Origin of the sequence: Flavobacterium silvaticum, assembly GCF_012911565.1 — a bacterium.
GTDB classification, from domain to species: Bacteria; Bacteroidota; Bacteroidia; order Flavobacteriales; family Flavobacteriaceae; genus Flavobacterium; species Flavobacterium silvaticum.
The window spans coordinates 164,700-191,228 of the sequence record NZ_JAAMPU010000103.1; the positions used below are offsets into that span (position 1 = coordinate 164,700).

Sequence of the window (26,529 nt, forward strand, 5' to 3'; positions counted from 1 at the left end):
ATTTGATTGTTCGTCAGTTTGTTAAGTTGAGTTCCGATAAAGTCGAACGCATTCTTCTGAATTCGGTCGGGGTGAACGAGGTAATTTTCTTGAATGTGGTGTTGAATGAGGTCTTGGAGTTGAAACCGGATTCGAATCCTATGGCCACAATGGTGAGGTAGTCGAATTTTGGATCGGTCAACAATTCCTCTGCTCTTTTGACCCGATAGCCGTTGATGAAATTGAAGAAATTTTCACCTATGCCGTTGTTGATGACAAAGGAAAGCTGATGGGTCGAAAGCTGCATTTTATCGGCTAGTTTCAAAAGATTCAATTCACTGTCGAGATAGAGTTCGTGTTTCTCTATGGTTGAAATCAGGCGGGATTTTATGTCATCCAGATTCGTGTCGTCAATGAGCTTTTTACTTTTTGCGGGAATTTCTCCAGTATCGGGAAGTAATGGTTCATCGGTTTCAAACACGAAGCCTCTCGGAAATATTTCCTTCTGACGTACGGAATAAAATGCGACGAGATATACCACGACGAGTAAATGGAAATTGATATAAACGTTGAGCGGCTGACGCAACCGGAAGATGTTATAGACAATCACGACCAGCAACGTGACTATGAACGAATAGGTGATGTATTTGATCCATTTCAGGTCGATCGATTCGGTATTCGAAGAAAAGGTTTCTATGTTTTTCTGGTGCTTAATTACCGTTGCATACGAAAGCAAGGTGTATGCGAGCGAATGTCCAAGAAACATCACGAGATATAAAATGTTGTAAGTAAGTTCACTAGAAGTATATCTGTTGAGCAGCAGGCCAATGAAGATTAGGGGGGCTATCAGCATCCGAAGGTCTTTTCTGGAAAATTTAAAATCGGGGTTGGTATAATATCGGACACTCGTATAAAACACCAATCCGACAAAAAACTGCGCCATCTTGAGCGTAAACCACAACCCGAAATGCGATTCCAGGAAATTCTCGTCGACCATTTCATCAAGCCAGAAACTCGCCCAAAGCAGGGAGAATATGCCAAAGACGAAATTGGCTTTTCGGTTTACGGCTATGGCGTTGCTCAAATGTAAGAATGACAGAAGTGCGAGGCCGCCACCGATTAAGGTTGAGATCAAAAGGTTGAAATCCATGCGTGATTGTTTGTTGGTGCAATCTTAACTGCATATTGCCGAAAATCGTATACGACTTGAAATTGTTTTATCGTTAAGGATGTGAATCGACTGAAAATTTAACATCTTATTCCGCTTCGCTCCATACAGTTCGGCTGGCGCCTCGGGTAAGGCAGAAAAAGTGCATCTATCTTATTTTGGAATTTCGTAGGGACACCATTGGCCCCTCCCCAACGCAACTTACGTATTCCTAAAATAGCGTCACGGCAGAAAATCCGCCGAAAATGTTAAAATTATTTCTTGGTTAAAAACAAAAAACTGCCCATAATTGTCATTTCGACGACGGGAGAAATCCCTTGTAATTGAGATTTCTGCTGTCGTCGAAATGAAAACACAGGACAGCCTTAATTTGATGAAATTCTTTATTTCAGTTGCGACAGAATCGAATTCAAAGTCTCACTCGGACGCATCGCCTTATCTGTTTTGGCGAAATCAGGTTTGTAATAACCACCGATTTCCTGATGCTTCCCTTGTGCACCGATCAATTCCGCATCAATTTTCGCTTCGTTTTCAGTCAGCGCTTTTGCGATGGGTTCGAAGGTGTTTTTGAGATTGGCATCTTTATTCTGTGCCGCCAACGCCTGAGCCCAATATAAAGCGAGGTAGAAATGCGATCCGCGGTTATCGATCTGACCGACTTTACGAGCCGGTGATTTATCGTTTTCAAGGAATTTTTCGTTCGCCTGATCCAAGGTTTCAGAAAGTACCAACGCTTTTGCATTGTCCTGAGTCTGACCCAAATGCTCCAATGAAACGCCAAGGGCAAGGAATTCGCCGAGTGAATCCCAACGCAAATAGCCTTCGTCAATAAATTGTTCTACGTGTTTCGGGGCAGATCCGCCGGCACCGGTTTCAAACAATCCGCCGCCGTTCATCAATGGAACTATCGAAAGCATTTTGGCAGAGGTGCCAAGTTCAAGAATTGGGAACAAGTCGGTCAGGTAATCGCGAAGCACGTTTCCGGTTACAGAAATCGTGTCTTCTCCTTTGCGGATCCTTTCCAGGGAGAATTTTGTCGCGGCAACCGGATCCAGGATTTGGATATTGAGTCCGTTCGTGTCGAAATCCTTGAGGTATTCGTTTACTTTTTTGATGATTTCGCGGTCGTGTGCGCGGTTTTCATCAAGCCAGAAAACAGCAGGTGTATCAGACAATCTCGCGCGGTTCACGGCCAGTTTCACCCAGTCTTTGATTGGCGCATCTTTGGTTTGGCACATTCTGAAGATGTCGCCTTTTTCGACCGACTGTTCAAAGAAAGTTTCCCCTTTTGAATTGGTCACTTTTATGGTTCCGTCGGCTTCGGCCTGGAAGGTTTTATCGTGGGATCCGTATTCTTCTGCTTTTTGCGCCATCAACCCGACGTTCGGAACAGAACCCATAGTTTTCGGGTCGAAAGCACCGAATTTTTTGCAATCATCAATCGTCGCCACATAAACCCCGGCGTACGAACGGTCTGGAATCACGGCAAGCGTATCCTGTTGTTTGTTGTCTTTGTTCCACATTTGGCCAGATGTACGGATCATGGCCGGCATGGAAGCATCTACGATAACGTCCGATGGAACGTGAAGGTTTGTGATGCCTTTGTCTGAATTCACCATGGCCACAGCTGGCCCGTTGGCAAAAGCAGCATTTAAGGCAGCCTCGATTTCAGCCTGTTCCGGTTGTCCTGCGATTTTGGCGTAAACGTCACCGAGACCGTTTTTGGTGTCGACTCCGAGACGTGAAAAAACTTCAGCGTATTTCGCGAACACATCTGCAAAGAAAACGTCCACGATTGCTCCGAAAATGATTGGGTCGGAAACCTTCATCATGGTCGCTTTGAGGTGAACCGAAAACAAAACACCACTGGCTTTCGCTTCTTCGATTGCTTTTGAAACGAAGGTTTTGAGTTTGCTCAGGCTTAGTACAGATGAATCAATGATTTCACCCGGAAGCAACTTTGATGCGGCTTTAAGTTCTTTCTGGGATCCGTCTTTTGCGACGAATGTAATGGTAAAAGTATCCGCATCTTTGACGGTAACTGATTTTTCGCTTCCGTAAAAGTCACCGTCGGTCATTGAGGCCACGGCTGTTTTGGAATCTGACGACCAGGCACCCATCGAATGCGGATGGCTTTTAGCGTAGTTCTTAACGGCTTTTGGCGCACGTCGGTCTGAATTTCCTTCGCGAAGCACCGGGTTTACAGCAGATCCAAGGACTTTTGCGTATTTGGCTTTGATGGATTTTTCTTCATCGGTCTTGGCATCTTCAGGATAATTCGGGACGGCATAACCTTGTTTTTGAAGTTCTGCGATGGCTTCTTTCAATTGTGGGACTGAAGCGGAAATATTTGGCAGTTTGATGATGTTGGCTTCGGGCGTAGTTGCTAATTTCCCGAGTTCCGACAGGTCGTCGTTGATTTTCTGGTCGTCTTTCAGATATTCCCCAAAGTTGGCTATGATACGGCCTGCGAGTGAAATATCGCGGGTTTCGACAGCTATTCCGGCCGGTGCCGTAAACGCTTGAACAATAGGAAGGAAAGAGTGGGTGGCGAGCATAGGAGCTTCATCCGTAATGGTGTAAAGGATTTTTGCAGTATGTGACATGATGGTGTTATTGTGGTTTGTTTGTACGTCTTGCCGGTGTGCAGTCGGCAAGGCACGGCTACAAATATAGGGAAAGGGTGAGGTTTTGGGGTTAGGTTTTTAATGCGAAATCGATGTATTTTTTGATTTTTGAGTTCTTGGATAAGTAAATTGGGAAATTCGTAAAATCAAGAAGATTTATTATTGATTTGATAGGGAAGTGAGTCAGAGAATTGAAATGATCAGTTTTAAGAATTATTCTGCTTTGCTCCGAACAGTTCGGTTGACGCCTTGAATGAGGTAGGATTTATGTAGTTTGGGTATTATTGTAAACGTACCTTGTTAGGGTGGAAGGGCAAGCCCGCGGATTTGGATCCCACACTTTTTACAGCAGATTCCGCGCGTCCGCCAGGGATTGAGCGGTTAGCTTGCAGAAGTACGGCGGTTGGCTTTGTCCAAGGGAAGCGGCGACTACCGGAAGCCGTTTGCCTTGGTGCAAAATCACCGTTGGACAAGGCAACTAGAAGTGATAGCCCGGTGCTTGCAGGCGGCCAGAAAAAAAACTTGGAAAATAAAAAAGCCCCGGAAATTCCGAGGCTCTGTATGCATAGGACAAAAAATTATGCTCTCTGTCTTTTCTCTTCTTTGATTTTCGCTTTCTTACCGGTAAGTTCGCGGAAGTAGAAGATTCTGGCACGACGCACGTGACCTTTCTTATTGATTTCGACTTTCTGCAATGCAGGAAGGTTTACCGGAAAAATACGCTCAACGCCAACAGCGCCGGACATTTTACGGATAGTGAAGGTTTCTGTGTTACCTGAACCTCTGCGTTGAATTACGACACCTTTGAAAAACTGTGTACGTGTCTTTTCGCCTTCTTTGATTTCGTAGTAAACCGTGATGGTATCTCCGGCCCCGAAATCAGGAAATTCTTTTTTAGCTACAAATTCGTCCTGAACGAATTTCATTAAATCTGCCATGACTTAATATTTAAAAGTTTGAAAATCAACGCAACATGCACGGATATCGTCAGAGGTTGGGTCAATGTGGGCGCAAATGTAGTTAATAATTAATAATTAATGATTAATAATTTGAGGAAATTGAAATGTTCTTTGAAAATGGGTTCTGGCGTACTGGTTTCAAATTCATTTCGTTGGGAAAAGGAGGTAACCTAAGTGATAGATAAACTATTTATTTTAACACCCGAGGCTTTAGCCGAACTGAGCGAAGCTAAAATGTACATAAAAAATGTAATGAGGGCAATTCAGGATTTTGTAGGGAACACCATTGGCCCCTCCCCAGGCCAAAGATATGTTCTGACGAAATACTACCGATACATAAAAAATGTATCAATTGTTAAAATTCTATTATTGTTAATAGCAGCACATTGCTATGCCAGTTCGCAGGAGCTCGGATCCCGCTGCCCGCTCATAGCTTCCTCAAAATCGCCCGGTTTTACAACCCGCGCCAAGAGCTTTTGCTTCGCACTGTTCGGCCTTGCCTCGGGTCGTGGGTCGCTTTGGCGCGGGAGCAAAACCAGTGCGCTTTTATCAAAAGGCTAACCGCTTGCATCGGGGCTAAGCAATCAGCAAATCCAGAAGCTTTACGTTTTTTATTTCTTTACGAACGAAACAAAACCATCATAATAGTCCTTTATGGTCTTTTCCCGTATGCTGTTCCATTCATTTTTTGGGTGGCTCAATACGGGAGCCTGTGTTTCTTTTTCCGCTCCTTCCATGCCAGACATCATAGCGCCCATGCCATAGAGGTTGATCCAGCGCCGGTCATAATTCTCCGGATTTTTCATAACAAAATCAACCACCCGATTTACGGTTGTTTCCAGTTTTGCCTTGTCTTTAAAAGCATATTCATTTATCGTCGGGCCAAAAGTCTGGTTCAATACACCAACAGCTTGTTTCGCCGATTCTTCCGCACAAATGTTAGCGTCTATGCGTGCCCGCAACTGTGCGACATAGAACCAGAAGGTCGCATCGTCTTTTTTATCCGCAGAAAACAAATAATCTGATAAGGCATATAAAACCCCTGGATTATAATCGTTCGGTTTTTCAAGGATTTGCTTGGCGGCTTTTTCTTTTTGTACGGCATCATCACCAAGAAGTGCTGTTCCGGCCGCATTGTCTTTTTCCACATTGATTTCGGCATATACACCTTTTGGTGTAACCTGTATATCCTGGGCGCTACAAAGCAGGCACCAAAAAATAGAAAATAAAAAGCTGATTTGTTTTTTCATTAGTTCGGATTTTTGGCCAAGATACGAACCAACAATGCTACAATTTTAATCTAAGGCTCTTTTCGATTTATTGAAAAACCAAAAAATAATCGGGAACACCAGCAAAGTCAAAACGGTCGCCGTAATCAATCCGCCGATAATCACGATTGCCAATGGTTTCTGGGATTCAGAACCGATTCCGGTAGAAATCGCGGCCGGCAACAATCCAATCGATGCCATAAGTGCCGTCATGACCACAGGCCGCGTCCGGACTTTCACGGCTTCCATAATGGCAGCATCAAGCGTCATTTTCTCCTTCAGGTTCTTATGGAATTCAGAAATCAGTATGACTCCATTCTGAATACAGATTCCAAGCAATGCAATAAACCCGACGCCTGCCGAAATCCCAAAGTTCATTCCCGTTACATGCAAAGCAATGATTCCGCCAATGATCGCAAAAGGTACATTCGCCAAAACCAACAACGAATCCTTGATGTTTCCGAACAAGATAAATAGCAACACAAAAATTCCAATCAGGCTCACCGGCACTACCTGGCCCAATCTGCCCGTGGCCCGAACCTGGTTTTCGAATTCGCCCGTCCAGCCAATGCTGTAACCCGTCGGGATTTCGACTTTTGAGACCTTCTTTTGCGCCTCGGCGATCGTGCTTCCCAAATCGCGTCCGCGCACGGAAAATTTCACTCCAATGAAACGTTTGGTGTTGTCCCTATATATAAAAGCCGGGCCTGTAATTTTCCGGATTTCTGCGATTTCCTTGATTGGGATTTTGGCGCCTTCAAGTGTCGGAACCTGAAGTTTGCCCATATCCATTTCATCCTTTCGGTATTCGCCCGCATAACGCACACGCACATCGAATTTGCGTTCGCCTTCGTATTTCTGGGTCGCCGTTTTTCCGCCAAAAGCCATTTCGAGAACCGCTTGTGCATCAGATAATGTCACACCATAAGCCGCCATTTTTTCCCGGTCGAGAATCACGCTGACTTCCGGCTGGCCAATGTTCCGGATGATCCCAACGTCTTCGATTCCGTCTACGTCCTTGATTTGTGCGATGACTTTATTGGCCATTTCGTCGAGTTTGTCCAGATCGTCGCCATAGATTTTTACGGCGTTTGCGGCTTTAATTCCAGCAGCTGCTTCGGCTACGTTATCTATTATCGGTTGGGAATAATTATAGGTGATGCCTTGATAATGTTTGAGTTTATCATTCATTTCCGAGATGATATCATCTACCGATTTCCCGTTGAGCTCGCTTACCGGTTTCAAATCGACCTGGAATTGCACGAAGTTGAATCCGTTCGGGTCGGTTCCGTCGTTCGAGCGTCCTTCCTGGGAAAGAACTTTTACTACTTCCGGAAATTTCATCAGTTCCTTTCGCAGTTCATTGGAAATTTTGGCACTTTCAGGCTGGGAATAACTCATGGGCAATTCGGCCGTGACCCAAAGCGCGCCTTCGTTGAGCTGTGGCAGGAATTCGGTTCCGAGGAATTTGCCCGATGCAAACGTCAGCACCATAAATGTCAGCGAAATCCCGAGGCTGAGTTTTTTGTTCCGATAGGTCGAGGCAAAACCTTTTTCCACGATGCGGTTCCAAAAATTCACGAATCGGTTGTTTTTCTCCTTTACATTTTTGTTCAGGAGCAAATGCGCCAGCACCGGAACCAGTGTCAATGTGAAAATCAAAGCGCCGAGCAACGCAAAACCAAGTGTGTAGGCGAGAGGCGAAAACATTTTTCCTTCGACTTTCTGGAAGGCGAAAATGGGCAGCAACGCCGTGATGATGATTAATTTCGAAAAGAAAATCGCTTTCCCCATCTCGGCTCCTGTCTTCTTGATGATACTCGCCTTAGCCAGTTTGTTGAATTTGTCCATGCCTTTTTTGTGGGCCACATGATCGAGTGTGACGAAAATTCCTTCGACCATGACCACGGCTCCGTCGATGATGATCCCGAAATCGACTGCTCCGAGAGATAGTAAATTCGCGCCCATGCCTTTCATCCGCAGGCAGAAAAAAGCGAACAGCAGCGATAATGGAATCACGATGGCCACAGTTAAAGTCGTGCGCCAATCTGCCATGAATAAAAAAACGATAACCGTGACCAGCAAAATACCTTCGAGCAAATTATGCATTACGGTTTCGGTCGTGAACGTCATCAGATTGTCTCTGTCATAGAACGTCTCCATTTTTACGTCCGATGGCAATACGCGTTCATTGATTTCAGCAATCTTTTCCTTGACGCGTCCCAGAACTTCCTGCGGATTTTCGCCCTTTCGCATAATGATGATACCTTCCACGACATCATCGCGGTCGTTCAATCCGGCTTGGCCCACGCGTGGATACGAACTGTCGGTCACATCGGCCAGATTCTTGACCAGAACCGGATTTCCGCCCGCTTCCTTCACGATGATATTGGCAATGTCTATTCTCGATTGCAACAACCCGACACCACGGACCACATAAGCCTGTCCGTTTTTCTCGATGACATCGCCACCCACATTGAGGTTCGATTTGTTCACGGCTTCGAAGACTTCCAAAGGCGTAATATCGTACTTGGCCAATCGGTTCGGATCAACCGAAATCTCGTAGGTCTTTTCCTGTCCGCCGAAAGAGGCAATATCGGCCACTCCCGGAACAGCCCGCAATTGCCTGTCGATGATCCAATTCTGGAGCGTCAGTAAATCACGCACATCACGGTTTTTGCCTTTGAGCACGTATCGGAACACTTCTCCGGTCGGACCGTACGGTGGTTGGACTTCAGGCTCGACATCGTCCGGCAAGGAAACCGTCGCCAATTGATTGTTGACCTGTTGTCTGGCGAAAAAATCTTCCACATCATCGTCGAAAATGATTTTGATGACAGATAATCCGAACATCGAAATACTTCGGACGCTTGTCTTTTTCTGAACGCCGTTCATCGCGATTTCTACAGGCGAAGTCACGAAACGCTCGATTTCTTCGGCGCTTCTGCCTTTCCATTGGGTGACGATTACGATTTGGGTATTGGTTACATCGGGGAACGCTTCGATGGGCATTTCCCGGAATGACAGATAGCCACTGACGGCCACGATGCCAACCCAAAAGAACGTAAAGGCCTTGTTTTTAAGCGAAAAGGCAATGATGTTTTTGATGAATTTGTTCATGGATCAATCGTTTAGGGCATCGTAGACCAATAGTTGGTTGGTCGTCATTACTTTTTCGTTTTCGGTCAGGCCTGATGAGATGTAGGTGATTTTTCCCACTTGTCGGAAGACTTCTACCTGACGTGTCTCGATGTTGTTGCGGTCTTTGAAAACCATGACGAAATGGTGGCTTTTGTCGAAAATCACGGCATCGGACGGAACGGCGATCATCTTATTCCCCTTTTCCTCATAAGACAACTTGATGCCGGCGCGCATTTCCGGCTTGAGTTCGAAACCTGGATTCTGCAGTCTGATCACGACTTTCATAGCCTTGGTTTCCGGATCGATGATGTTGAAGATCTTATCCACTTTACCATCGTAGATTTTATCCGGATAACTGAGCGTGGTGATTTGTGCCGATTCGCCTTCACGCACCCGATTGATATCGCCTTCGTTGACGTGAGCGATGGCCCATACTTCGTTGATTTCGGCTATATCAAAAATGTTGTCGGTCCGGTCGCCGCGCAAAAGCATATTTTCATTGATTTTCTTTTCGGTGATGAATCCGTTCAAAGGCGACCGTACTTCGTAGATCGAACCTGACTTGATGTGATAGATGTTGTAATTTTCCTCCACGCGCTGCAATTGTGACTTTGCTTTTTCGTATTCGCTTTTGGCCTGGACCACATCGCGTTCTGAATTGAGTTTGCCTTCGAACAGTTCCTGGGCGACTTTGTAGTTGTTCCGCGTCACGATCACATCGTTTTTGGCATCTTCAAGCTGTTGCTCGAAACTGGCCACATCGGTACTTTTTATCGTAGCGAGCAACTGGTTTTTTTTGACGTAATCGCCTAATTCCACATACACTTTGGTCACGCTTCCGCCAACGACGGGATAGACTTCGATGGTTTTGTTGTTGTCCGAAGTGATTTTTCCGTAGAACGTATCTTCATTTTTGAGTGGGAGTAATTTCGCTTCGACGGTTTTCGTCGTCCCGAGCATTTTATCGCTGAGCACAAACGTCTGGCTGAGCTGGGTATCCTGTTTTTTATGGCAGGCAGAAAAAACCACGCCGATAGTCAGTAATAAGAATATTCGTTTCATATTAAAAGATGCTGGTATTTGTCAAATGATTCAGTGTTTCGCCCGAAAGGATAAGTTGCTTGTAGCGTTCGTTAATGTGCAGCATGCTGGAATTATAGCTTTCCATGAAATCTGTGAATTCGTTCAGTGAGATGTTGCGCTTGCTGAAGTTTGAAAAAACACCCTGATTGACTTGTTCAAGATTTTCGTAAACAGTTGGTTTTATGCCTGATGCCTCTCTTCTGTTTTCTTCCCACCAATCAAAAGCGCGCTGCATTTCAGACTTGAGCTCAAGTAATCTGAGTTCCGATTGGGTTTTGGATTGGTCCAGTTCAGCCTGGGCGATTTTGATGTTTCCCTTGTTTTTGTTCCAAAGCGGAAGCGGAATGGACAATCGCATGTTGACTTCATCGCGGAAAGCACCCGAAGCCTGGTCATAGCCGACTCCGAGATTCACATCTGGAACGGCCAATGATTTCTGGAATTTCACAGCCGTTTCATGTGCTTCGATGTCTTTCAGGGCGATGCGGAACTCCGGATTTTTTTCTTTGCCCTTTTCCACCAATATATCAACGTTGAGTAGCTGCATCTGGAATTGTTCCAATAAAAGTTTCTCATTTACGACAGGTATAATCGGATTTTCAATACCGGTCAAAAGTGCCAGGTCTTTGCGTTCCTCAACAATCTGTTCGAGGATTTCGAAGCGTTGATTTTTGAGATCGAGCAGAAGCGATTGCAAACGCACGACTTCCTTGAGCGCGATGTTACCTTTGGCAGCCTGTTCTTCATAAGCCGTCAGCAAATTTTCAATACGAGAAATCTGGCTTTCGAGAACCGTGTTTTTTTTAGTGTCAAAATAGAGCGAATAGAAACTTCTCCTCAACTGGAATTTGAGGTTGAAAAGCAATTCTTCGAGTTGGAGCGAGGCGATTTCAGCCTGCTGACATGACCGCTTGATCTCGTTGCGCTTTTTTCCACCCAAATAGATCAATTGATCTATGGCGACGGTTTTCTGATGCTTTATGTCAAAATAGATGTCGCTTTCCGGATTGTAGGCATTCCAGTCGGCAGAAAGTATCGGATGTTCCCAAATCCGGGCCTGAACGACAGCCGCTTGTGCCGCCGTTACATTGTATTGTTCAGAAAGTAATTCCAGGTTGTTTTGCTGGAGTGCCTTGTCGCAATCTTCCAGCGTCATCGTGACCTGGGAAAAAACCTGAAAACCGCTAAAGGCAATCAGGTAAAAGAGCAGTCGTTTGTTCATTGTCGCAAAAATTGATGCGGCAAAGATGTCGGCCCGACCTTAAACGCGGCTTTAGAACCACCTTAAAAATAGCTTAAATCGACTGCGGGAATTGAACAATGAATACGTGAAATGAGGTTTCGGATTGATAGGAAATTGAAGCGCCATGATAATCGAGAATGCGTTTCACGATACGCAATCCGAGGCCTGAACCCTGAATGACACCGGAATTTACCCCACGCATGAAAGGTTCAAAAATCTTTTGCTGCTCATCCTGCGGAATGGTTTTTCCGGAGTTTTCGATGAGAAGTTGCAGACCGTCCGGATTCGGGGAAATTCTGACGTTCACATTTTTATCGTCCGAATATAAATACGCGTTCCGAAGCAGGTTCACGAACACGATTTCAAGTAATGATTTTGTCCCTGAAATTTCCAGATTGGTATCGTCACCCGAAATCTCAAAGTTCATGTGGAAGTCCGGATGCGTCTTTTTGACCTTGTCGAAAGCCGTGAAAATGACTTCGTCCACTCGTTCCGGAGTCAGCAGTTTTTTGGCCTGCTCGTTCATCCGCGCCAGCAAAAGCAACGATTGGATCAAATCGCCGACCTGTTCCAGATCTGTCCGCATGCTTTTTAAGTAATCGACAGTTTCAGCCGAATGTCCGCCTTGGCGCAATACACTTTCCAACTGAAGAGACAATCTGGAAACCGGCGTGCGCAGTTCATGTGACGCATTGGCCGTGAATTCTTTCTGGGCGTTGAACGAGGTATCGATCCGGATCATCATTTCGTTGAAAGCCTTTGTCAGGATCGTAATTTCGTCGCTTTCTTTTCCAACCGGCAACGGATTATTGAGTTTGAGCGCGGTGATATCAGTAATCTTATTTTGGAAATCGTCCAATGGTTTAAGCTGTTTCCGGATGAAAGTGTACGTGGAAAACCACACCAAAGCCGTTCCGAGTAAAAATGAAAGCACCAGAATCTTCATCAGGAAATCAAGCTGTTGGTGTCCGTATTTGTCTTCGGCGGCGACGAGCACATAATAATCGTTGGTTCCCTTGAAATCGTAGAAAACACCCACCATGTCTTTTTCGGCTATGGAACGGTAAATGTTTTTTTTACTTTGCTTGAGTTGCTTCAGGTCGTTGATGCTCCATTGGATCGTCGCATCGTCTATGCTGCTGTAAATCAGTTCGTGTTTTTGTCGAACACCAACGTTTTTTCATTATAGAGTTTGTTGATGGTATTCTGGTCGATGAGCCTCAGTAGTTGCCTGTCGATCTGACGGATTTCAAACAACAACCGAATTGTTGTCTGGGCTTTGTCTTCGAGCCGATTGCGGAATTCATCTTTTCGGAAGGAAGAAAACGAAATATAGATCAACAACGCGAGCAAACCGTACAGAACTGAAAATGCTATGCTGATGTTTATCGCAACCTTTCGTTTCAGTGTCATTCTTCTTTCAGATAATATCCGAAACCAAGCCTTGTATGAATAAGTTTCGTACTGAAATCCCGATCGATTTTCTTGCGGATGTAATTGATGTAGACTTCAATGGTATTCAGGTTCGTATCGAATTGATTGTCCCAGAGTTGTTCCGATATAGCTGCTTTGGATAGCACGCGGCCTTTAGATTTTGCAAGCAGCAAAAGCAACTGATATTCCTTCTGGGTTAGCGTGATTTCCTGTCCGTCTCTTTTGACCGTGGCAGATGTAGTGTTGATTTCAAGATCTGAAACCGAGATGATTTCGTCTTGTTGCTGTGGGATGCTGCTGCGCCGGAGCAACGATTGGATCCGCATGAACAATTCGTCTATGTGGAACGGTTTGACCAGATAATCATCGGCGCCTTTATCAAAGGCATCGCGTTTGTCCTGCACGTCTCCGTAGGCTGTGAGCATCAGGATTGGCGTACTTTTATCGGTTTCCCGAATTTGGGAACACACATCCAGACCGTTCATTTTCGGGACGTTTATATCCAAAAGGAAAAGATTGTATTGCTGCTGACGAAGCTGTCTGAAGAACACTTCCCCATCAAAAACCGCATCGCATTCAAAGTTGCGGCTTATCAGGAAATTCTGAACTACTTTTGAAAGAATGGCATCGTCTTCTAAAAGCAATATTCGGGTCATTATTTATTGCTTAGGCTTAAAATAAGCGGCTGCCTCAGGCCCTTTTATGATGACAAAGAGAATCACCGATGCGAAAATGGCAATCACAAACAGAATGAACATCGCCACGAACATTAAAAGGACGCGAATGATTATCGACACTAAACTTTTCTCATAATAAAACTGTTTATAGAACCAGACCATGATTGGTAAAACAACCGTGGAACTTAACATGCTTACTGTCATAAAAGTCTGTACCTCGTGTCTTGTCAGATACATGACCGGATAGATCACAAGCAATGAGAACAAGGTGTAGAAACAGAGTCCATAGGTGTTCATGATGATGTGCTCGTAATAATTCTGGCCCCATTTTCGAAACGCAATGGCGGAAAACGCAGAAACGAGTGGAATGAATGCCAACATCATCGCGGAATTATAACTGGACAAAAATGTAATGACATCATGGGACACGTTGTCATTTATTTTCATGGCGGCATACACCTCTTTCATGATGTTCTGCAACCCCAGGATTTTATAGGATACGAATGTGGTAATACCGACCAATGTAAAAGCCATGAGGATGGGTTTATAATGGTTCACCCGATTCCCGTCTATGAATTCCCGTGCCGTCTTTCCCGGATTGAGCAGGATTTTCTTCACCGAATAAAAGAATCCTTTATTGGTGTGTATGACCGAATATTGCAGCTCATCGATCAGATACTTCCGGTCGATGCGTTTGAATTTCTTCTGGCCGCAGTTCGGACAAAAATTCGCTACGATGGTTTCTTCACAATTCAGGCACTGGCTCATTTCGATTTGGATTAGGAGTTGTTTTTTCTTGATTTGAGCTCGGTTTCAACCTGGCTCATTCGTATCAGTATGGGCATTAAGGTTAAAAACATAGCCGGTATGATGGCCGCCAGGCCGAATTTTCCGCTTTTGGCCATCAGGAAAAGTAAAATGACGGCTGCCGAAACCATCACAATCCCCAATCCGATTGCAACGCCTTTGATTTTACTCTTTTCTTTTTCAAGTTCTTCTACAGATAATCCGGATAGTTTGTTCTTTGTGTTTTCCTCTTTCATGATGACTAATGTTCGTTTTGTAAATATTCACAAATTTTGAGGCAGAACCAAACTTTGAAGTTTAATTTTCCAGTAAATCCGGCCTTCTGTTTTTGGTGTGTTCATAGGCCATATCCTCGCGCCATTTTTCAATGTTGGCCGCATGTCCGCTCATGAGCACATCCGGCACTTTCCAGCCTTTGTATTCGCTTGGGCGTGTGTACACAGGCGGTGCGAGTAAATTGTCCTGGAAACTGTCGGTCAATGCTGAGGTTTCGTCTGATAAAACACCCGGAATCAATCGGATCAGCGCATCAGACAACACCAAAGCGCCCAATTCACCTCCGCTCAAAACATAATCGCCAATAGAGATTTCCATGGTAATGAAATGATCGCGCACGCGTTGGTCGACACCTTTGTAATGTCCGCACAAAATGATGATGTTTTCAAACGACGACATCCGGTTGGCCATTTGCTGGTTCAGGGTTTCCCCGTCCGGCGTCATGTAGATGATTTCGTCGTAGCCACGCTCCGATTTGAGCTTGGTGATGCAATCGTCAATCGGCTGTATCGTCATGACCATGCCTGCGCCCCCGCCAAACTGGTAATCGTCCACACTTTTTTGTTTGTTGAGCGTGTAATCGCGAAGGTTGTGGAAATGTACTTCTACGAGGCCTTTATCAATCGCGCGTTTCATGATGGAACCTTCGAACGGGCTGCGCAATAAATCCGGAAGTACGGTGATGATATCGATTCTCATGGTTGTCGGTTGTGGGAAAATCAGAGCAGCAAATGTACGTTCGTCACTAAACAATACCAATATCAATACACAATAAATTTCTATATTGCCGCATGAAGCTACTTTTACGCAATCTTTCCGTTTTGGCCTTTTTGTTTTTGATTGTTTCCTGTTCAAAGGATGACCATGACGAATATATCGAGCCGGAAGTCATAGATCCGGTGACTGTCGACCTCTCGCTGGTGCCTTATCCGAAACTATCCGATTATCATTTTTTTGATGGCGAAATGAATCTGCTGCACCCAAGCGTACGATTGATTCCATACCAACCGTCGAGCCAATTATTTACAGATTACGCTTCAAAAGCACGTTTTCTGTGGATACCGGAAGGTACATCGGCCCAATATGTCTCCGATTCGGAACCTTTTGAAATGCCGGTCGGTTCCGTCCTGATTAAAAATTTCTTTTATTCAGATACACCAAATGGCCGTCAGCTTGTTGAGACCCGATTAATGATACGCAAAGCCGACGGCTGGATTTTCGCCAATTACATCTGGAACGACGAGCAGACCGAAGCCTTTTACAGCACAAGCGACGAAATCAAAACCATCACGTTCACCCAGAATTCCACTACACGCACCATAGATTACCGCATTCCGTCACAAAACGACTGCGCCACGTGCCACAACCAGAACGAAGTGGCGCGCCCTCTGGGGTTCAAGCCTCAGAACCTCAATAATTTCATCGGATATTATCCGGATGACTTCGATAGCAATCAATTGGAATATCTTAGTGGACATGGAATCGCAACGGGTATTCCTTCCAACGTTGTTTCTACAGTAGATTATTCAGATGCTTCGCAACCGCTCGACCTTCGTGTCCGTTCCTATTTCGACAGCAATTGTGCCCATTGCCACTCAGACGGCGGCACGGCTTCCTATACTGTATTGCGCTTTGGCTTCAACGTCACTTCCGATCCTTCACAAATGGGTGTCTGTGTCGGTGCCACGCTCGAACCGCCGGGCTTTGATCACGTAAAAATAGTCAATCCGCAAAACGCCTCAGGTTCTACGTTGCCGTTTATGATGAGCACTGATATTTCGTTTTACATGATGCCTCGTATCGGACGGACCATCGTGCATGAAGAAGCTGTCGAAATGGTAAATCAGTGGATCAGTTCGCTCCCGGAGTGTGAGTGAGTGGGTAGAAGGGTAGAAGCAAGAGGCAATTTTCCTGTCTAATCTTGCCTCTTGCTTCTGTCTCATTTCAACTCTTCGACAATCGCCCGAACCGCTTTTGGGTTGTATTGTCCTTCCTGGTCGCAGTTGATTGTGGCTTCCGGTTTTATATCGGCAACGAACAAATTGAAATCCTTGCAGTCGCGGAAAATATTGAATTCCTTTTTCGCGATATCCCAAACAATCCCTTTGGCAGAATTGACGACACTGGTAGGAACGCCTCCGTTGACGGCCAATGCCTTGACCCACAAATTGCCAAGATCGGTCTCCATGTAAAATAAATGTTCGCCTCCGAGTAAAACTTTGGTGAATGAATTCGGGAAGTCGCTGTCCTGCGATCGGTCTTTTTTGTTGCGGTTGTCCAGAATTGCATCTACTTGGAAATACAGGTTTTTCCTGTAAAATATCGCAAAGGTATTCTTTACTTTTTTATCCGATTCCACATAATAGAACATCACCTGTTGTTCGTCCGGAGCGAATTCCTTTTCAAAACCGGTTAGTGTAAATGGTAAAACAGCTTCAGTCTTTGACGGTTTATGATTGAGGAAATCTTCTTTGGTCATGTAAATTCCATCGGGATAACCGGAAATTATGGGTTCCGGCTTTTTGGTTTCGGTCGGTTTTTTCTCGGGTTTGGTTCCGTAGACTACGGTTCCTTCGGCATCTTCGATATACTTTATCGAATTGAGCAGGTATTGGAATTCCGATTTGGTTTCAAGATCAAAAAAAGTCACTTCCTGATCCTTGATCCTGAGGTTTGAAAATGAAAATTTCTGATTGGCGGTGTTCATCAATTTGCCTTTGCTGACAAAGTTTGGCTGAGCCGGGATTCCGATTGGGATAATAAATAGAAGTAGCAGCAAAAGTTTTTTTTTCATACCTAAATCTTCAAGAAATCACAAATTCAGGCAGCCGCAATTTATATATCGCTAAATTTGCCATTCATTTAAAACCGAAAGATATGCAAAACGGACTATACGCCAAATTCCATACTCCAAAAGGCGAAATCCTGATCAAACTGACACCTGAACTCACTCCCGGAACCGTAGGCAATTTTGTCGCGCTCGCCGAAGGGAACCTCGAAAATAAAGCAAAACCGCAAGGCAAGCCGTATTACGACGGACTCAAATTCCACCGCGTGATTCCGGATTTCATGATCCAGGGAGGCGACCCGAACGGAACGGGATCAGGCGGACCGGGTTATCAGTTCGATGATGAATTCCATCAGGATTTGCGTCATGACGCGCCAGGTGTTTTAAGTATGGCCAACGCAGGTCCGGGAAGCAATGGTTCCCAGTTTTTCATTACGCATGTGGCAACGCCGTGGCTTGATGACAAGCATACCGTGTTTGGAAAAGTGGTCGAAGGCCAGGATGTTGTCGATGCCATTGCGCAGGGTGACACTATGGATAAGGTAGAAATCATCCGTGTTGGTGAAGAGGCTGAAAAATGGAATGCCGTAGAAGCGTTCCGTGTATTCGAAGGTTCACGTGCACAGCGTGAAGCCGTAGAGAAAGCGGCATCTGAAGCAAAAATGGAAGCACTTGCCGCTGGTTTTGAAAAGACGGAAAGCGGTCTTCGTTATAAAATCATCCAGAAAGGGAACGGTAAAAAAGCCGAAAATAACCGAATCGTTTCCGTTCATTATTCAGGGTCGCTTGAAAACGGAAAAGTATTCGATTCCTCATACAATCGTAAAAAGCCAATCGAGTTTCCGCTCGGCCAAGGTAACGTAATCGAAGGTTGGGATGAAGGCATCGCTTTGTTGCAGGTTGGTGATAAAGCGCGTTTCGTTATCCCGCCGTACTTGGGTTATGGGGAACGCGGTGCCGGTGGTGTCATTCCTCCGAATGCGGTTCTGGTGTTCGATGTGGAGCTGATGGACGTCAAATAAGTTAACAGATAACAATTAACAGTTAACGGATAACAATTAACTGTTAATTTTGATGCAGTTTTTGATTTCAAAATCAGTATTCTATACATTCACCTGTGTCCAAATAAACGGTTGGTTTTCTCTGGATTGTCAACCGTTAACCATTACTTGTTAACTGTTAACTCACAAGCATCTTTCGGGATGCTTTTTTGTGTCTGTTGTTTTTGGAAATCCGTTATATTTGATTCAAATCCAAACCAATGAAGCGAATAGTATTTTCTATAGCAGTCGTTTGCCTGCTTTTTTCATGTGCCTCTAAAAACGTCGTATCGGCTACGTCACAACCCGCGGAACCGGAAACACCAAAGCCGGAAGTGGTTGAAGCTACAGTCCCGCCAACCGCAGCAGCCACCAATGCCATGACTGAAAGCATGTTCAAAGGCAAAGCCATCTTCGATGCGAAATGTGCCAATTGTCATGGATTATATCAACCCAAAGATTTTTCAAAAGAAGATTGGATTCCCATTCTTAAGCGTATGCAACATAAGGCCAAAATAGAAGATGCCGATATGGCTTTGGTCAATGATTATGTTTTGAACAGCATATAATATAATGGAAATCAGGCCGAATACAGAAAGGGCGCGAATTGCCATCATTATGGTCTGGATTGTACTTACAGTCCAGATGGCATCCTTGGTTTCGGCATATTTTCAATACAGGTTATTGATCAATTTGCAGGACAGCAACTATGTTTCGCCTGACGAACTCAGCATGAACGACCTGCGTGAAAGGCTGATTGCCGTTGTCTTTTTAATCCTTTATCTTGTTTCCGGCATCACGTTTATCCGGTGGTTCAGAAGGGCATATTTTAATCTTGGGCAACGCGTTACCGTATTGGAGTATTCCGATGGTTGGGCTGCGGGAAGTTGGTTTGTCCCGGTTTTGAACTTCTTCAGGCCTTTTCAAATGATGCGGGAAATGTATCAGGAAACCATCGATATCTTTTTAAATAACAAACAGCTCAAAGAAGTAAAACTTTCAACTGCTTTTTTAGGCTGGTGGTGGTTTTTCTGGATACTCAATACCATACTTTCCCAAGTCGCGAATCGTACTGCTTTATCGGCGAATACCGTAGAAGAATTCATTTTTTCAACCAAAGCAGATATGATTTCAGACATTTTTATGATTCCGTTATCGATTCTTGCAGTCAAAGTCATTTCAGATTATTCAGAAGCCGAAGAGTTACTGCTGCATTTGGATCAGGAAGACGCCCGACAGGAATTCATAACAGAAACCATAGCCATTTCCGATTCATCGGGACAACCATAGCCCGAATCCATATAAAAAGAAAAAGCGCCGGATTAGAGGCGCTTTTTTCATAGGATGAATTATTGTCAGATTGCTTCGGTAGTATCGCCAACCCGGAATCCGTCCGGAACCGCGGCATTCTTCTTGACTACGATGATGCCATCTTTGACCGTGTATAATTCGTGATCCGAATCCGCGAGATGCGAGCCTCCGTTTAAGTATACGTCGTTCCCGATGCGGCAATTCTTGTCTACTATGGTGTTGTTCAGATAACAGCGCTCCCCAATCCCAATATTGATGAGCCTGTGTTCGAGATTTTCGTAGATTTCCTTTAGGTTCTGATAGTGATCGCTACCCATGACATAGGAGTTATGGATTTCGGTGTCTTTCCCAATTCTCGTCCTGATCCCGATTACCGAACGGTCAATCGTACAGCCATGCAAAATACAGCCTTCGGCGATCATGCCTTTACGGATTTTCGATTCCCCGATTATCTTGGTCGGTGGCAGGATACGCGCCCTGGTGTAAATCCGGTTGGCGTTGTCGAATAGATTGAATTGCGGAATTTCGTCGGTGAGTTCGAGGTTAGCCTCAAAGAACGAATCGATATTACCGATGTCCGTCCAATAGCCTTCGTACTGGAAGCTTCTCATTTTGTGCTTCCCGACAGACTGTGGCATGATTTCCTTTCCAAAATCTGTAGTGGATTGATCCGACATCAGCTTTACGAGAAGGTCGCGATTGAACACATAAATTCCCATAGATGCCAGATAATGTTTGCCTTGTGCCTGCATTTCTTCGCTTACGGGCGATGTCCATTCGTGCAATACATCTGGCTTTGGTTTTTCGATGAAGGCCGTGACTACATCGTCGGCATCGGTTTTCATGATACCGAAGCCCGGTGCGTCCTTGGAATTCACCGGAAGTGTCGCAATCGAAATCTCGGCCCCGCTTTCCTCGTGTTTTTTGATCATTTCATTAAAATCCATCTGATACAACTGATCGCCCGAAAGAATCAGTGCATATTCGAATTCATGGTTGAGGAAATGGTTCATGCACTGTCGGACGGCATCGGCTGTTCCCTGGAACCAGCCCGCGTTTTCAGGCGTCTGTTCCGCGGCCAGGATATCGACAAAAGCCGTACTGAACGAACTGAAATGATACGTGTTCTTAATATGTTGGTTCAACGATGCCGAATTGAACTGCGTCAATACGAAAATGCGCTTGATGTCGCTGTTGATGCAATTCGAGATCGGAATATCGACCAAACGATATTTTCCCGCAATGGGAACCGCCGGTTTGGATCGGCTGTTTGTCAAAGGTGCCAGGCGCGAGCCTTGTCCGCCACCAAGTATGATGGCAAGCGATTTATTTCTCATGATATTAGGGTAGCTACTGATTGATAAAGTTCTGTGTATTGTCCGGCGACCGAATCCCACGAGTGGTCTATGGCCATGCCTTGTTTGCGGATTGCCTTGAGTTTGGCCGAGTCTTCGAATAACCCGATGGCTCGTTGCATGGAAGCGACAATGTCATCTGAAGACGTCTGTTGGTGGCAGATTCCGGGGCCGCCGTCGCCCATGTCTATTACGGTGTCTTTAAGGCCGCCTGTACGTCTCACTACCGGCACCGTTCCGTAACGCAAGGCATACATCTGGTTCAGGCCGCATGGCTCGACACGCGATGGCATCAGCAAAAAATCTGAGGCTGCATACACACGATGCGCGAGTTCCTCATTGTATCCGATATAGTAATTGTAATTGTTGCGGTAGAAATGACCAATGGCACGCAGGCGTTCTTCGGTCTCGGGGTCGCCCGATCCAAGGATCAGGATGCTGCATTTTCCTGTATCGCCGGAAAGTGCGCGACGGATGACTTCCGGGAATAATTCAGCGCCTTTTTCATAGACAAGCCGGCCGATGAAAGAGAACAAAGGAAGGTTTTCATCCAGATTGAATTCGGCGCACAGCTCTTGTTTGTTTTTTAGCTTTCCGGCTTCCGAAGTTTTTATGTCGTAGTTGTTTTTGATCAGGTTGTCGGTCTTCGGATTCCAGAATTCGGCATCGATGCCATTGAGGATTCCGACAGATTTCACGCGCTCGTACCGCAACAGGTTTTCGAGCCCGTTTGCCTTTTGTGACATCTCGTCAAGATAACTCGGGGAAACCGTCGTGACTTTCCACACACATTTTATAGCCGATGCAAGCGGATTGATCAGGCCGTTCCATTCGAGATAGCCGCCGTTCACCGCATTGAAATCCGGCAGGTAGTGCATTTTGTCGAACCCGAACCAGCCTTGGTATTGGGCATTGTGGATCGTAAGGACTGTAGGAATGCGGTTGAAATGCTGGAAATCGAAACAATGCTGCATCATAAACGGAACCAGCCCGGTGTGGTGGTCGTGGCAATGCACAACATCCGGTCGCGCCCCGGTTTTGGTCAGCCAGTCGAGGAAAGCAATCTGGAACGTGGTGAACCGTTCGGTATCGTCCTCATAACCATAAATCCCGGATCTGTCGAACAATTGCGGAATCCGGATCAGGTATAATTCAAAGCCCAGTGAATTGGCACTTTCACGTTCCACGGAATAATGAAAATGGAACGGCCCGAGACGTACTTCACCTTCAAATTCCTTTACAAAATCAGACGTAAGGTTGAACTTGGTATCGTATCCCGGAATCACCACTTTGGCATCTTGTCCGGCGCGGTTGAGGTATTTTGGAAGTGCGCCGACAACATCGGCAAGCCCACCCACTTTGGCTGCGGGAAAGCATTCGGCACTTATATGGTAAATGGTCATTTTTTTGTTTTGGTTGACACTTCCAATTTACAACATTTATGAATGTCAGACTAACAAAATCAGCAGTACCGCAAAAAGAATTACCATTTAATAATAATTTGTCAAAAATGACCGGTTTATCTGTTATTTATCGGCAGAAACGCGCCAGATAGTCTTTGCCGCATCATCTGTCACCAATAAATCACCATTAGGCAAAACTTTTACATCCGTCGGCCTGCCATGGACTTTGCTTTTTGATGCATCGGCAACAAAGCCAGTAAGGAAATCTTCAGGTTTACCAGCTGGTTTGCCGTTTTTGAACGGTATGAAAAGCACTTTGTAACCGGATAAATCCGCCCGATTCCACGAACCGTGCTGGCCCACGAACAATCCGTTTTTATACTTTTCTGGAAATGCGTCAGCCTTGTAAAATGCAATTCCCAATGATGCCGTGTGCGACCCGACAGCGACATCCGGAACAATGGCTTTAGCAACCAAATCCGGACGTTCACCTTTTCTTCTTGGATCTTCGTGCTGGCCGTAATAGGAGTAAGGCCATCCGTAGAATCCGCCGTCCTGAACGCTTGTCACATAATCCGGAACGAGGTCGTCGCCCAGTTCGTCGCGTTCGTTCACGGCCGTCCAGAGCATATTGGTTTCGGGCGCCCAATCCATTCCGTTCGGGTTTCTGAGGCCGCTTGCAAAAATGCGTTTTCCGGTTCCGTCGGGGTTTATTTCGAGGATGTTGGCACGTTCGAATTCAGATTTGATACCTTCCGGTCTTTCGGCCACATTGCTTTCAGATCCGACCGTGATGTAGATTTTGCTGCCGTCCGGTTTGGAAATGATGTTGCGCGTCCAGTGATTGTTGTATCCGCCTGAAGGTAAATCTAACAGTTTTTCCGGCTTCGATTTGTTTTCGGTTTCTGTCGGATTGTATGGGAAACGCAATAATTCGTCTGTATTGGCGACATAGAAATAGTTATTCAAGATAAGCATTCCGAACGGTTGGTTCAGGCCGGACAGATACCATGACTTGGTTTCATAAACACCATCTTTGTCTTTGTCGCGGAATAGGGTGATGCGGTTCGCGCTTCCGAAATTCTGTGCTTTTGACTTGAAGAATTCATCTTTTTCGTCTGAGCGTTTTTGTTTTGGGATTCTTGTACCTGATTCGGCTACAAAGATGTCTCCGTTTGGGGCGACATAAATCCAGCGCGGGTTTTCAAGGCCGTCGGCGAATTTGGTTACGGTGAAACCTTTTGGTGCGATTGGTTTTTCATCTGCTTTCCAGCCGATGACACTGCTGAAATTCTTGACCGATTTTGTGGCATAAGGTTCAGGAAGCTTTACATCGCTTTGGGCTATTGCGACGCTTGAAAGAAGGAAGATGGAAAAATAGATTTTATGGGTTTTCATAGGAATGATTGTTTTGACACTAAGACACGAAGTCACAAAGTTTTTTTTAATTTTTTTTCTGGTTGTTTGAGGCGCGAAGTCGCTTCGCTCTTTGCTGGATGGATTGTAATAAGCTGGATTATTTTCTTTTCTTTTTTCACGGAGTGACGAAGATAGTCAAATGGTTTTCGATAGGTGTAACAAAAGCCTGTTACGCAGTGTTATATCACCCTTTGGGGGTTGGGGGGCTTACCATTCAAGCGTTACCAAAGCTACGGCTTGCCGCTGTAATTTTAAAGGAACGATTGCTTTTCCGGCTTTTATTTTAATTGATGATGTGCTGATACATTTGAGTTGTCCGGCAGCTTCCAACGTCTTGATTTGTTCCGGTGTCGGGTTTTGGGGTGAACCCATTTTCTTCCAGACTTCGTAGGAATTGCTGTTGTCTTTATCGATGAGATAGATGTTTACAGATGCTTTGTCCGATGGAATATTATCGATGGAAACCGCGACATCTTCCGTTTCACCTGGTTTATCGACATCATGATAATTCCAGACCATGACCGCTGCCGATCTTGCATCGGAACTAGCTAAACCGCCAATGTCGGATTGTGTCGTGCGGACACTCGATTTAAGGATATCTGTCAGTGGCAACATCCGATTGCTTTCAACAGAAACACGATTGCCTTTCATCTTCCCGAACATCCTGAAAACGTTGAGAACCGGTTTATCCACGCCATTCGTCGCCAAATCGCGGAATCCGTAGAACCAAGGCTGGTCTTCAAATTCAAACGACCACGAAACGGCGCCGAGGAAATTGACTTTGGCTTCATCTGCAAGCAAATATTTACGCGCAAACGTCGCTGCGGTGTAACTCGAATACATGGTTCCGTTTCTGTATGCGTTCTCCGGATTCGTCGCCATGCCGCAGGCCGCACAGCCTTCCGGATCAGATTCGCCAATGATGATTGGAAGATTTTTGGTTTCGGGATACGATGCGGCAATCCGGAATCCAGTAGCAATGTCATTGAGTTGAGGCGCCATATCCATAGTCACGGTTTTGTCGATGACTTTGGGCCAGCCTTTGGCGTGAAACAGAATCGCATCTAACGGCGCACCTTTTTTTCCAGTGGCGAAATTGGTTCCGGAAATGCAATGCACAATGAATTCGTTGACCCATTCCTGGGCTTCTTTGGTGCGTGTCCCTGCAATATTGTTTCCCCCGATTTTTGCTGTCGGAAGCGCTTTTTTGACACCGTCGGCAGCATAATCGTACATCTTGAGGAATTCGTCGCGTGTGCCTTTCCAGTAATGGCCGTTCGGTTCGTTCCAGACTTCCCAATACCAGCTTTCGACTTCTTTCTGGCCGTAGCGATCGACGCAATGTTTGACCCATTGATATACAAGTTCACGCCATTTGTCGTAATCTTTTGGCGGATAAGCCCAACCGGTGATAATGTCGGTGTACGGATCGCCGGGTTTCCAATGGTGTTGGTATGGCGTCGGATGTGTCGAGAGTGCTTCTGGCATGAAGCCAATCTGGGCCAGCGGTTTCATGCCGCGTTGGATGAAGGTGTCGAAAATACTGTCGGTGATTTTCCAGTTGTAGATTGGATTTCCGTTTGCATCTTCGGTATACGCATTGGTCGAACCCCATTTGAGTGCGGCTTTTCCGTCGCCCGAAACCAACAAACTATGTGTTCTTACGTAAACCGGAACGGAACTCAATTGCGAGATTTCGGTCAGCAGTTTTTTACCGTCTTTCATGTAGGTGTAATTCGGTTCGTCATATCCGAACCAAGCCCAGACCGGTTTCATCGGGCCAATTTCTTTTTTGAGATCGACTTTGATTTCAATAGGTTTTTGTGCGTAGAATGGATTGACGAAGGATAGAAATGCAATACATACGGCTACTTTCCATCTTATAAAAATAGTTTTCATTCTCTTTTGTTTACCTTTGTTCAACAAAGTTGATAAAAATAGGTGTAGTTTTTACACTAAATCGATTTTTGTTCAAAACTTTCTATATGACAGATGTTAAAACGATTCATACCGCTACGTTGGAAGTGGGCGACAGAATCCGGATGCTTCGTATAAAACAAAACCGAACGCTTCAGGAAGTGGCCGACAGTTGCGGGCTTTCAAAGAGTATGATTTCGAAGATAGAGAACGACAAAGCGATTCCGTCGGTGGCAACTTTGGTCAAGATTGCACAGGTTTTAGGAACGACCATTTCCGGACTGCTTGAAAAAGAAGGTTGGGATAAACCGATTATGACACCTCAATCTGAAGCTATTTCGAAATTGGTAAAGACCGAAAAGGGCTATATGATCTTTCCATTTGCATCTGAATTCCACCAAAAGAAAATGCAACCATTTCTATTCACGGCCAAAAAGGACGAAGTTGTTCCGCATTTGCTCACGCATGAAGGCGAAGAGTTTGTATATGTGATTGATGGCAGCATGAAAATGCAGGTGGGCGATACCGAATATATGCTTAAAGCCGGAGACAGTTTATATTTCAACGCACTTCAGAAACACGGAATCATGCCGTTGTCCGATGAAGTTCATTACCTTGATATTTTCGTATAAAA

At 45.3% G+C, this 26,529-nt stretch carries 23 protein-coding genes; 5 read left to right on the forward strand and 18 right to left on the reverse strand.

What is annotated here, in order from left to right; genetic code table 11:
• Nucleotides 1-13: 13 nt before the first annotated feature.
• The 13 genes from G6047_RS07825 to trmD all read right to left on the reverse strand — a co-directional run bounded on the left by G6047_RS07825 (nucleotide 14) and on the right by trmD (nucleotide 15,361).
• A complete protein-coding gene (locus tag G6047_RS07825; RefSeq protein WP_169527042.1) occupies nucleotides 14-1,129 on the reverse strand; it encodes a helix-turn-helix domain-containing protein in 1,116 nt (371 codons plus the stop codon).
• A 401-nt stretch (nucleotides 1,130-1,530) separates the two neighbouring features.
• The gene (locus G6047_RS07830) at nucleotides 1,531-3,753 is read right to left on the reverse strand and encodes an NADP-dependent isocitrate dehydrogenase (protein ID WP_169527043.1); all 2,223 of its coding nucleotides are present in this window, start codon (nucleotides 3,751-3,753) and stop codon (nucleotides 1,531-1,533) included.
• A gap of 599 nt (nucleotides 3,754-4,352) precedes the next feature.
• Nucleotides 4,353-4,712: a 50S ribosomal protein L19 gene (gene rplS / locus G6047_RS07835; RefSeq protein WP_169527044.1), complete on the reverse strand. Its 360-nt coding sequence runs from the start codon at nucleotides 4,710-4,712 to the stop codon at nucleotides 4,353-4,355.
• 632 nt (nucleotides 4,713-5,344) lie between these two features.
• On the reverse strand, nucleotides 5,345-5,983 hold the full coding sequence (locus G6047_RS07840) for a hypothetical protein (protein WP_169527045.1): 639 nt from the start codon (nucleotides 5,981-5,983) through the stop codon (nucleotides 5,345-5,347).
• 45 nt (nucleotides 5,984-6,028) lie between these two features.
• Nucleotides 6,029-9,121 (reverse strand): efflux RND transporter permease subunit, encoded by a 3,093-nt coding sequence (locus G6047_RS07845; RefSeq protein ID WP_169527046.1) that lies wholly within the window; start codon nucleotides 9,119-9,121, stop codon nucleotides 6,029-6,031.
• A 3-nt stretch (nucleotides 9,122-9,124) separates the two neighbouring features.
• Complete coding sequence (locus tag G6047_RS07850) at nucleotides 9,125-10,204, reverse strand: efflux RND transporter periplasmic adaptor subunit (protein WP_169527047.1); 1,080 nt, start codon at nucleotides 10,202-10,204, stop codon at nucleotides 9,125-9,127.
• A 1-nt stretch (nucleotide 10,205) separates the two neighbouring features.
• Nucleotides 10,206-11,447: a TolC family protein gene (locus G6047_RS07855; protein ID WP_169527048.1), complete on the reverse strand. Its 1,242-nt coding sequence runs from the start codon at nucleotides 11,445-11,447 to the stop codon at nucleotides 10,206-10,208.
• A gap of 73 nt (nucleotides 11,448-11,520) precedes the next feature.
• Complete coding sequence (locus tag G6047_RS07860; protein WP_169527049.1) at nucleotides 11,521-12,510, reverse strand: sensor histidine kinase; 990 nt, start codon at nucleotides 12,508-12,510, stop codon at nucleotides 11,521-11,523.
• A 104-nt stretch (nucleotides 12,511-12,614) separates the two neighbouring features.
• Nucleotides 12,615-12,881: a hypothetical protein gene (locus G6047_RS07865; protein WP_169527050.1), complete on the reverse strand. Its 267-nt coding sequence runs from the start codon at nucleotides 12,879-12,881 to the stop codon at nucleotides 12,615-12,617.
• Nucleotides 12,878-13,558 (reverse strand): response regulator transcription factor, encoded by a 681-nt coding sequence (locus tag G6047_RS07870; protein ID WP_169527051.1) that lies wholly within the window; start codon nucleotides 13,556-13,558, stop codon nucleotides 12,878-12,880. The genes G6047_RS07865 and G6047_RS07870 overlap by 4 nt, the downstream gene beginning before the upstream one ends.
• 3 nt (nucleotides 13,559-13,561) lie before the next feature.
• Nucleotides 13,562-14,347, reverse strand: a complete 786-nt coding sequence (locus G6047_RS07875; protein ID WP_169527052.1) for a DUF3667 domain-containing protein — start codon at nucleotides 14,345-14,347, stop codon at nucleotides 13,562-13,564.
• Between the two features lie 11 nt (nucleotides 14,348-14,358).
• Nucleotides 14,359-14,622 (reverse strand): hypothetical protein, encoded by a 264-nt coding sequence (locus G6047_RS07880; RefSeq protein ID WP_169527053.1) that lies wholly within the window; start codon nucleotides 14,620-14,622, stop codon nucleotides 14,359-14,361.
• A 61-nt stretch (nucleotides 14,623-14,683) separates the two neighbouring features.
• Complete coding sequence (gene trmD, locus G6047_RS07885) at nucleotides 14,684-15,361, reverse strand: tRNA (guanosine(37)-N1)-methyltransferase TrmD (RefSeq protein WP_169527054.1); 678 nt, start codon at nucleotides 15,359-15,361, stop codon at nucleotides 14,684-14,686.
• Between the two features lie 92 nt (nucleotides 15,362-15,453).
• Between trmD and G6047_RS07890 the strand changes: the two genes are divergently transcribed.
• Nucleotides 15,454-16,539 (forward strand): hypothetical protein, encoded by a 1,086-nt coding sequence (locus G6047_RS07890; RefSeq protein WP_169527055.1) that lies wholly within the window; start codon nucleotides 15,454-15,456, stop codon nucleotides 16,537-16,539.
• 62 nt (nucleotides 16,540-16,601) lie between these two features.
• On the opposite strand, the gene G6047_RS07895 is transcribed toward G6047_RS07890, so the two are convergent.
• Entirely contained in the window at nucleotides 16,602-17,456 is an 855-nt protein-coding gene (locus G6047_RS07895) for a hypothetical protein (RefSeq protein WP_169527056.1), read from the reverse strand.
• Between the two features lie 83 nt (nucleotides 17,457-17,539).
• Between G6047_RS07895 and G6047_RS07900 the strand changes: the two genes are divergently transcribed.
• From G6047_RS07900 to G6047_RS07910, 3 genes are all read left to right on the forward strand, one after another.
• On the forward strand, nucleotides 17,540-18,472 hold the full coding sequence (locus tag G6047_RS07900) for a peptidylprolyl isomerase (protein ID WP_169527057.1): 933 nt from the start codon (nucleotides 17,540-17,542) through the stop codon (nucleotides 18,470-18,472).
• A 239-nt stretch (nucleotides 18,473-18,711) separates the two neighbouring features.
• Nucleotides 18,712-19,059 (forward strand): hypothetical protein, encoded by a 348-nt coding sequence (locus G6047_RS07905; RefSeq protein ID WP_169527058.1) that lies wholly within the window; start codon nucleotides 18,712-18,714, stop codon nucleotides 19,057-19,059.
• A gap of 4 nt (nucleotides 19,060-19,063) precedes the next feature.
• On the forward strand, nucleotides 19,064-19,780 hold the full coding sequence (locus G6047_RS07910; protein ID WP_169527059.1) for a DUF4328 domain-containing protein: 717 nt from the start codon (nucleotides 19,064-19,066) through the stop codon (nucleotides 19,778-19,780).
• Between the two features lie 65 nt (nucleotides 19,781-19,845).
• Here G6047_RS07910 and G6047_RS07915 read toward each other — a convergent pair whose 3' ends face one another.
• The 4 genes from G6047_RS07915 to G6047_RS07930 form a co-directional block, all read right to left on the reverse strand.
• Nucleotides 19,846-21,141, reverse strand: a complete 1,296-nt coding sequence (locus G6047_RS07915) for a glucose-1-phosphate adenylyltransferase (protein WP_169527109.1) — start codon at nucleotides 21,139-21,141, stop codon at nucleotides 19,846-19,848.
• Nucleotides 21,135-22,559 carry a glycogen synthase gene (locus G6047_RS07920; protein WP_169527060.1) on the reverse strand — a complete coding sequence of 475 codons (1,425 nt, stop codon included), beginning with the start codon at nucleotides 22,557-22,559 and terminating at the stop codon, nucleotides 21,135-21,137. Before G6047_RS07920 ends, G6047_RS07915 begins: the two co-directional genes overlap by 7 nt.
• 123 nt (nucleotides 22,560-22,682) lie before the next feature.
• Nucleotides 22,683-23,957 carry a PQQ-dependent sugar dehydrogenase gene (locus tag G6047_RS07925; RefSeq protein ID WP_169527061.1) on the reverse strand — a complete coding sequence of 425 codons (1,275 nt, stop codon included), beginning with the start codon at nucleotides 23,955-23,957 and terminating at the stop codon, nucleotides 22,683-22,685.
• 228 nt (nucleotides 23,958-24,185) lie between these two features.
• Nucleotides 24,186-25,877 (reverse strand): GH39 family glycosyl hydrolase, encoded by a 1,692-nt coding sequence (locus tag G6047_RS07930; protein ID WP_169527062.1) that lies wholly within the window; start codon nucleotides 25,875-25,877, stop codon nucleotides 24,186-24,188.
• A gap of 86 nt (nucleotides 25,878-25,963) precedes the next feature.
• On the opposite strand from G6047_RS07930, the gene G6047_RS07935 reads away from it, so the two are divergent.
• Nucleotides 25,964-26,527, forward strand: a complete 564-nt coding sequence (locus G6047_RS07935; protein ID WP_169527063.1) for a helix-turn-helix domain-containing protein — start codon at nucleotides 25,964-25,966, stop codon at nucleotides 26,525-26,527.
• The last annotated feature ends 2 nt before the right edge of the window (nucleotides 26,528-26,529 follow it).

Bases quoted from the DNA above. Each gene is read 5' to 3' on its own strand.
- G6047_RS07825 (WP_169527042.1), bottom strand. From the start codon at position 1,129: ATGGATTTCAACCTTTTGATCTCAACCTTAATCGGTGGCGGCCTCGCA.
- G6047_RS07830 (WP_169527043.1), bottom strand. From the start codon at position 3,753: ATGTCACATACTGCAAAAATCCTTTACACCATTACGGATGAAGCTCCT.
- rplS (WP_169527044.1), bottom strand. From the start codon at position 4,712: ATGGCAGATTTAATGAAATTCGTTCAGGACGAATTTGTAGCTAAAAAA.
- G6047_RS07840 (WP_169527045.1), bottom strand. From the start codon at position 5,983: ATGAAAAAACAAATCAGCTTTTTATTTTCTATTTTTTGGTGCCTGCTT.
- G6047_RS07845 (WP_169527046.1), bottom strand. From the start codon at position 9,121: ATGAACAAATTCATCAAAAACATCATTGCCTTTTCGCTTAAAAACAAG.
- G6047_RS07850 (WP_169527047.1), bottom strand. From the start codon at position 10,204: ATGAAACGAATATTCTTATTACTGACTATCGGCGTGGTTTTTTCTGCC.
- G6047_RS07855 (WP_169527048.1), bottom strand. From the start codon at position 11,447: ATGAACAAACGACTGCTCTTTTACCTGATTGCCTTTAGCGGTTTTCAG.
- G6047_RS07860 (WP_169527049.1), bottom strand. From the start codon at position 12,510: ATGGTGGGTGTTTTCTACGATTTCAAGGGAACCAACGATTATTATGTG.
- G6047_RS07865 (WP_169527050.1), bottom strand. From the start codon at position 12,881: ATGACACTGAAACGAAAGGTTGCGATAAACATCAGCATAGCATTTTCA.
- G6047_RS07870 (WP_169527051.1), bottom strand. From the start codon at position 13,558: ATGACCCGAATATTGCTTTTAGAAGACGATGCCATTCTTTCAAAAGTA.
- G6047_RS07875 (WP_169527052.1), bottom strand. From the start codon at position 14,347: ATGAGCCAGTGCCTGAATTGTGAAGAAACCATCGTAGCGAATTTTTGT.
- G6047_RS07880 (WP_169527053.1), bottom strand. From the start codon at position 14,622: ATGAAAGAGGAAAACACAAAGAACAAACTATCCGGATTATCTGTAGAA.
- trmD (WP_169527054.1), bottom strand. From the start codon at position 15,361: ATGAGAATCGATATCATCACCGTACTTCCGGATTTATTGCGCAGCCCG.
- G6047_RS07890 (WP_169527055.1), top strand. From the start codon at position 15,454: ATGAAGCTACTTTTACGCAATCTTTCCGTTTTGGCCTTTTTGTTTTTG.
- G6047_RS07895 (WP_169527056.1), bottom strand. From the start codon at position 17,456: ATGAAAAAAAAACTTTTGCTGCTACTTCTATTTATTATCCCAATCGGA.
- G6047_RS07900 (WP_169527057.1), top strand. From the start codon at position 17,540: ATGCAAAACGGACTATACGCCAAATTCCATACTCCAAAAGGCGAAATC.
- G6047_RS07905 (WP_169527058.1), top strand. From the start codon at position 18,712: ATGAAGCGAATAGTATTTTCTATAGCAGTCGTTTGCCTGCTTTTTTCA.
- G6047_RS07910 (WP_169527059.1), top strand. From the start codon at position 19,064: ATGGAAATCAGGCCGAATACAGAAAGGGCGCGAATTGCCATCATTATG.
- G6047_RS07920 (WP_169527060.1), bottom strand. From the start codon at position 22,559: ATGACCATTTACCATATAAGTGCCGAATGCTTTCCCGCAGCCAAAGTG.
- G6047_RS07925 (WP_169527061.1), bottom strand. From the start codon at position 23,957: ATGAAAACCCATAAAATCTATTTTTCCATCTTCCTTCTTTCAAGCGTC.
- G6047_RS07930 (WP_169527062.1), bottom strand. From the start codon at position 25,877: ATGAAAACTATTTTTATAAGATGGAAAGTAGCCGTATGTATTGCATTT.
- G6047_RS07935 (WP_169527063.1), top strand. From the start codon at position 25,964: ATGACAGATGTTAAAACGATTCATACCGCTACGTTGGAAGTGGGCGAC.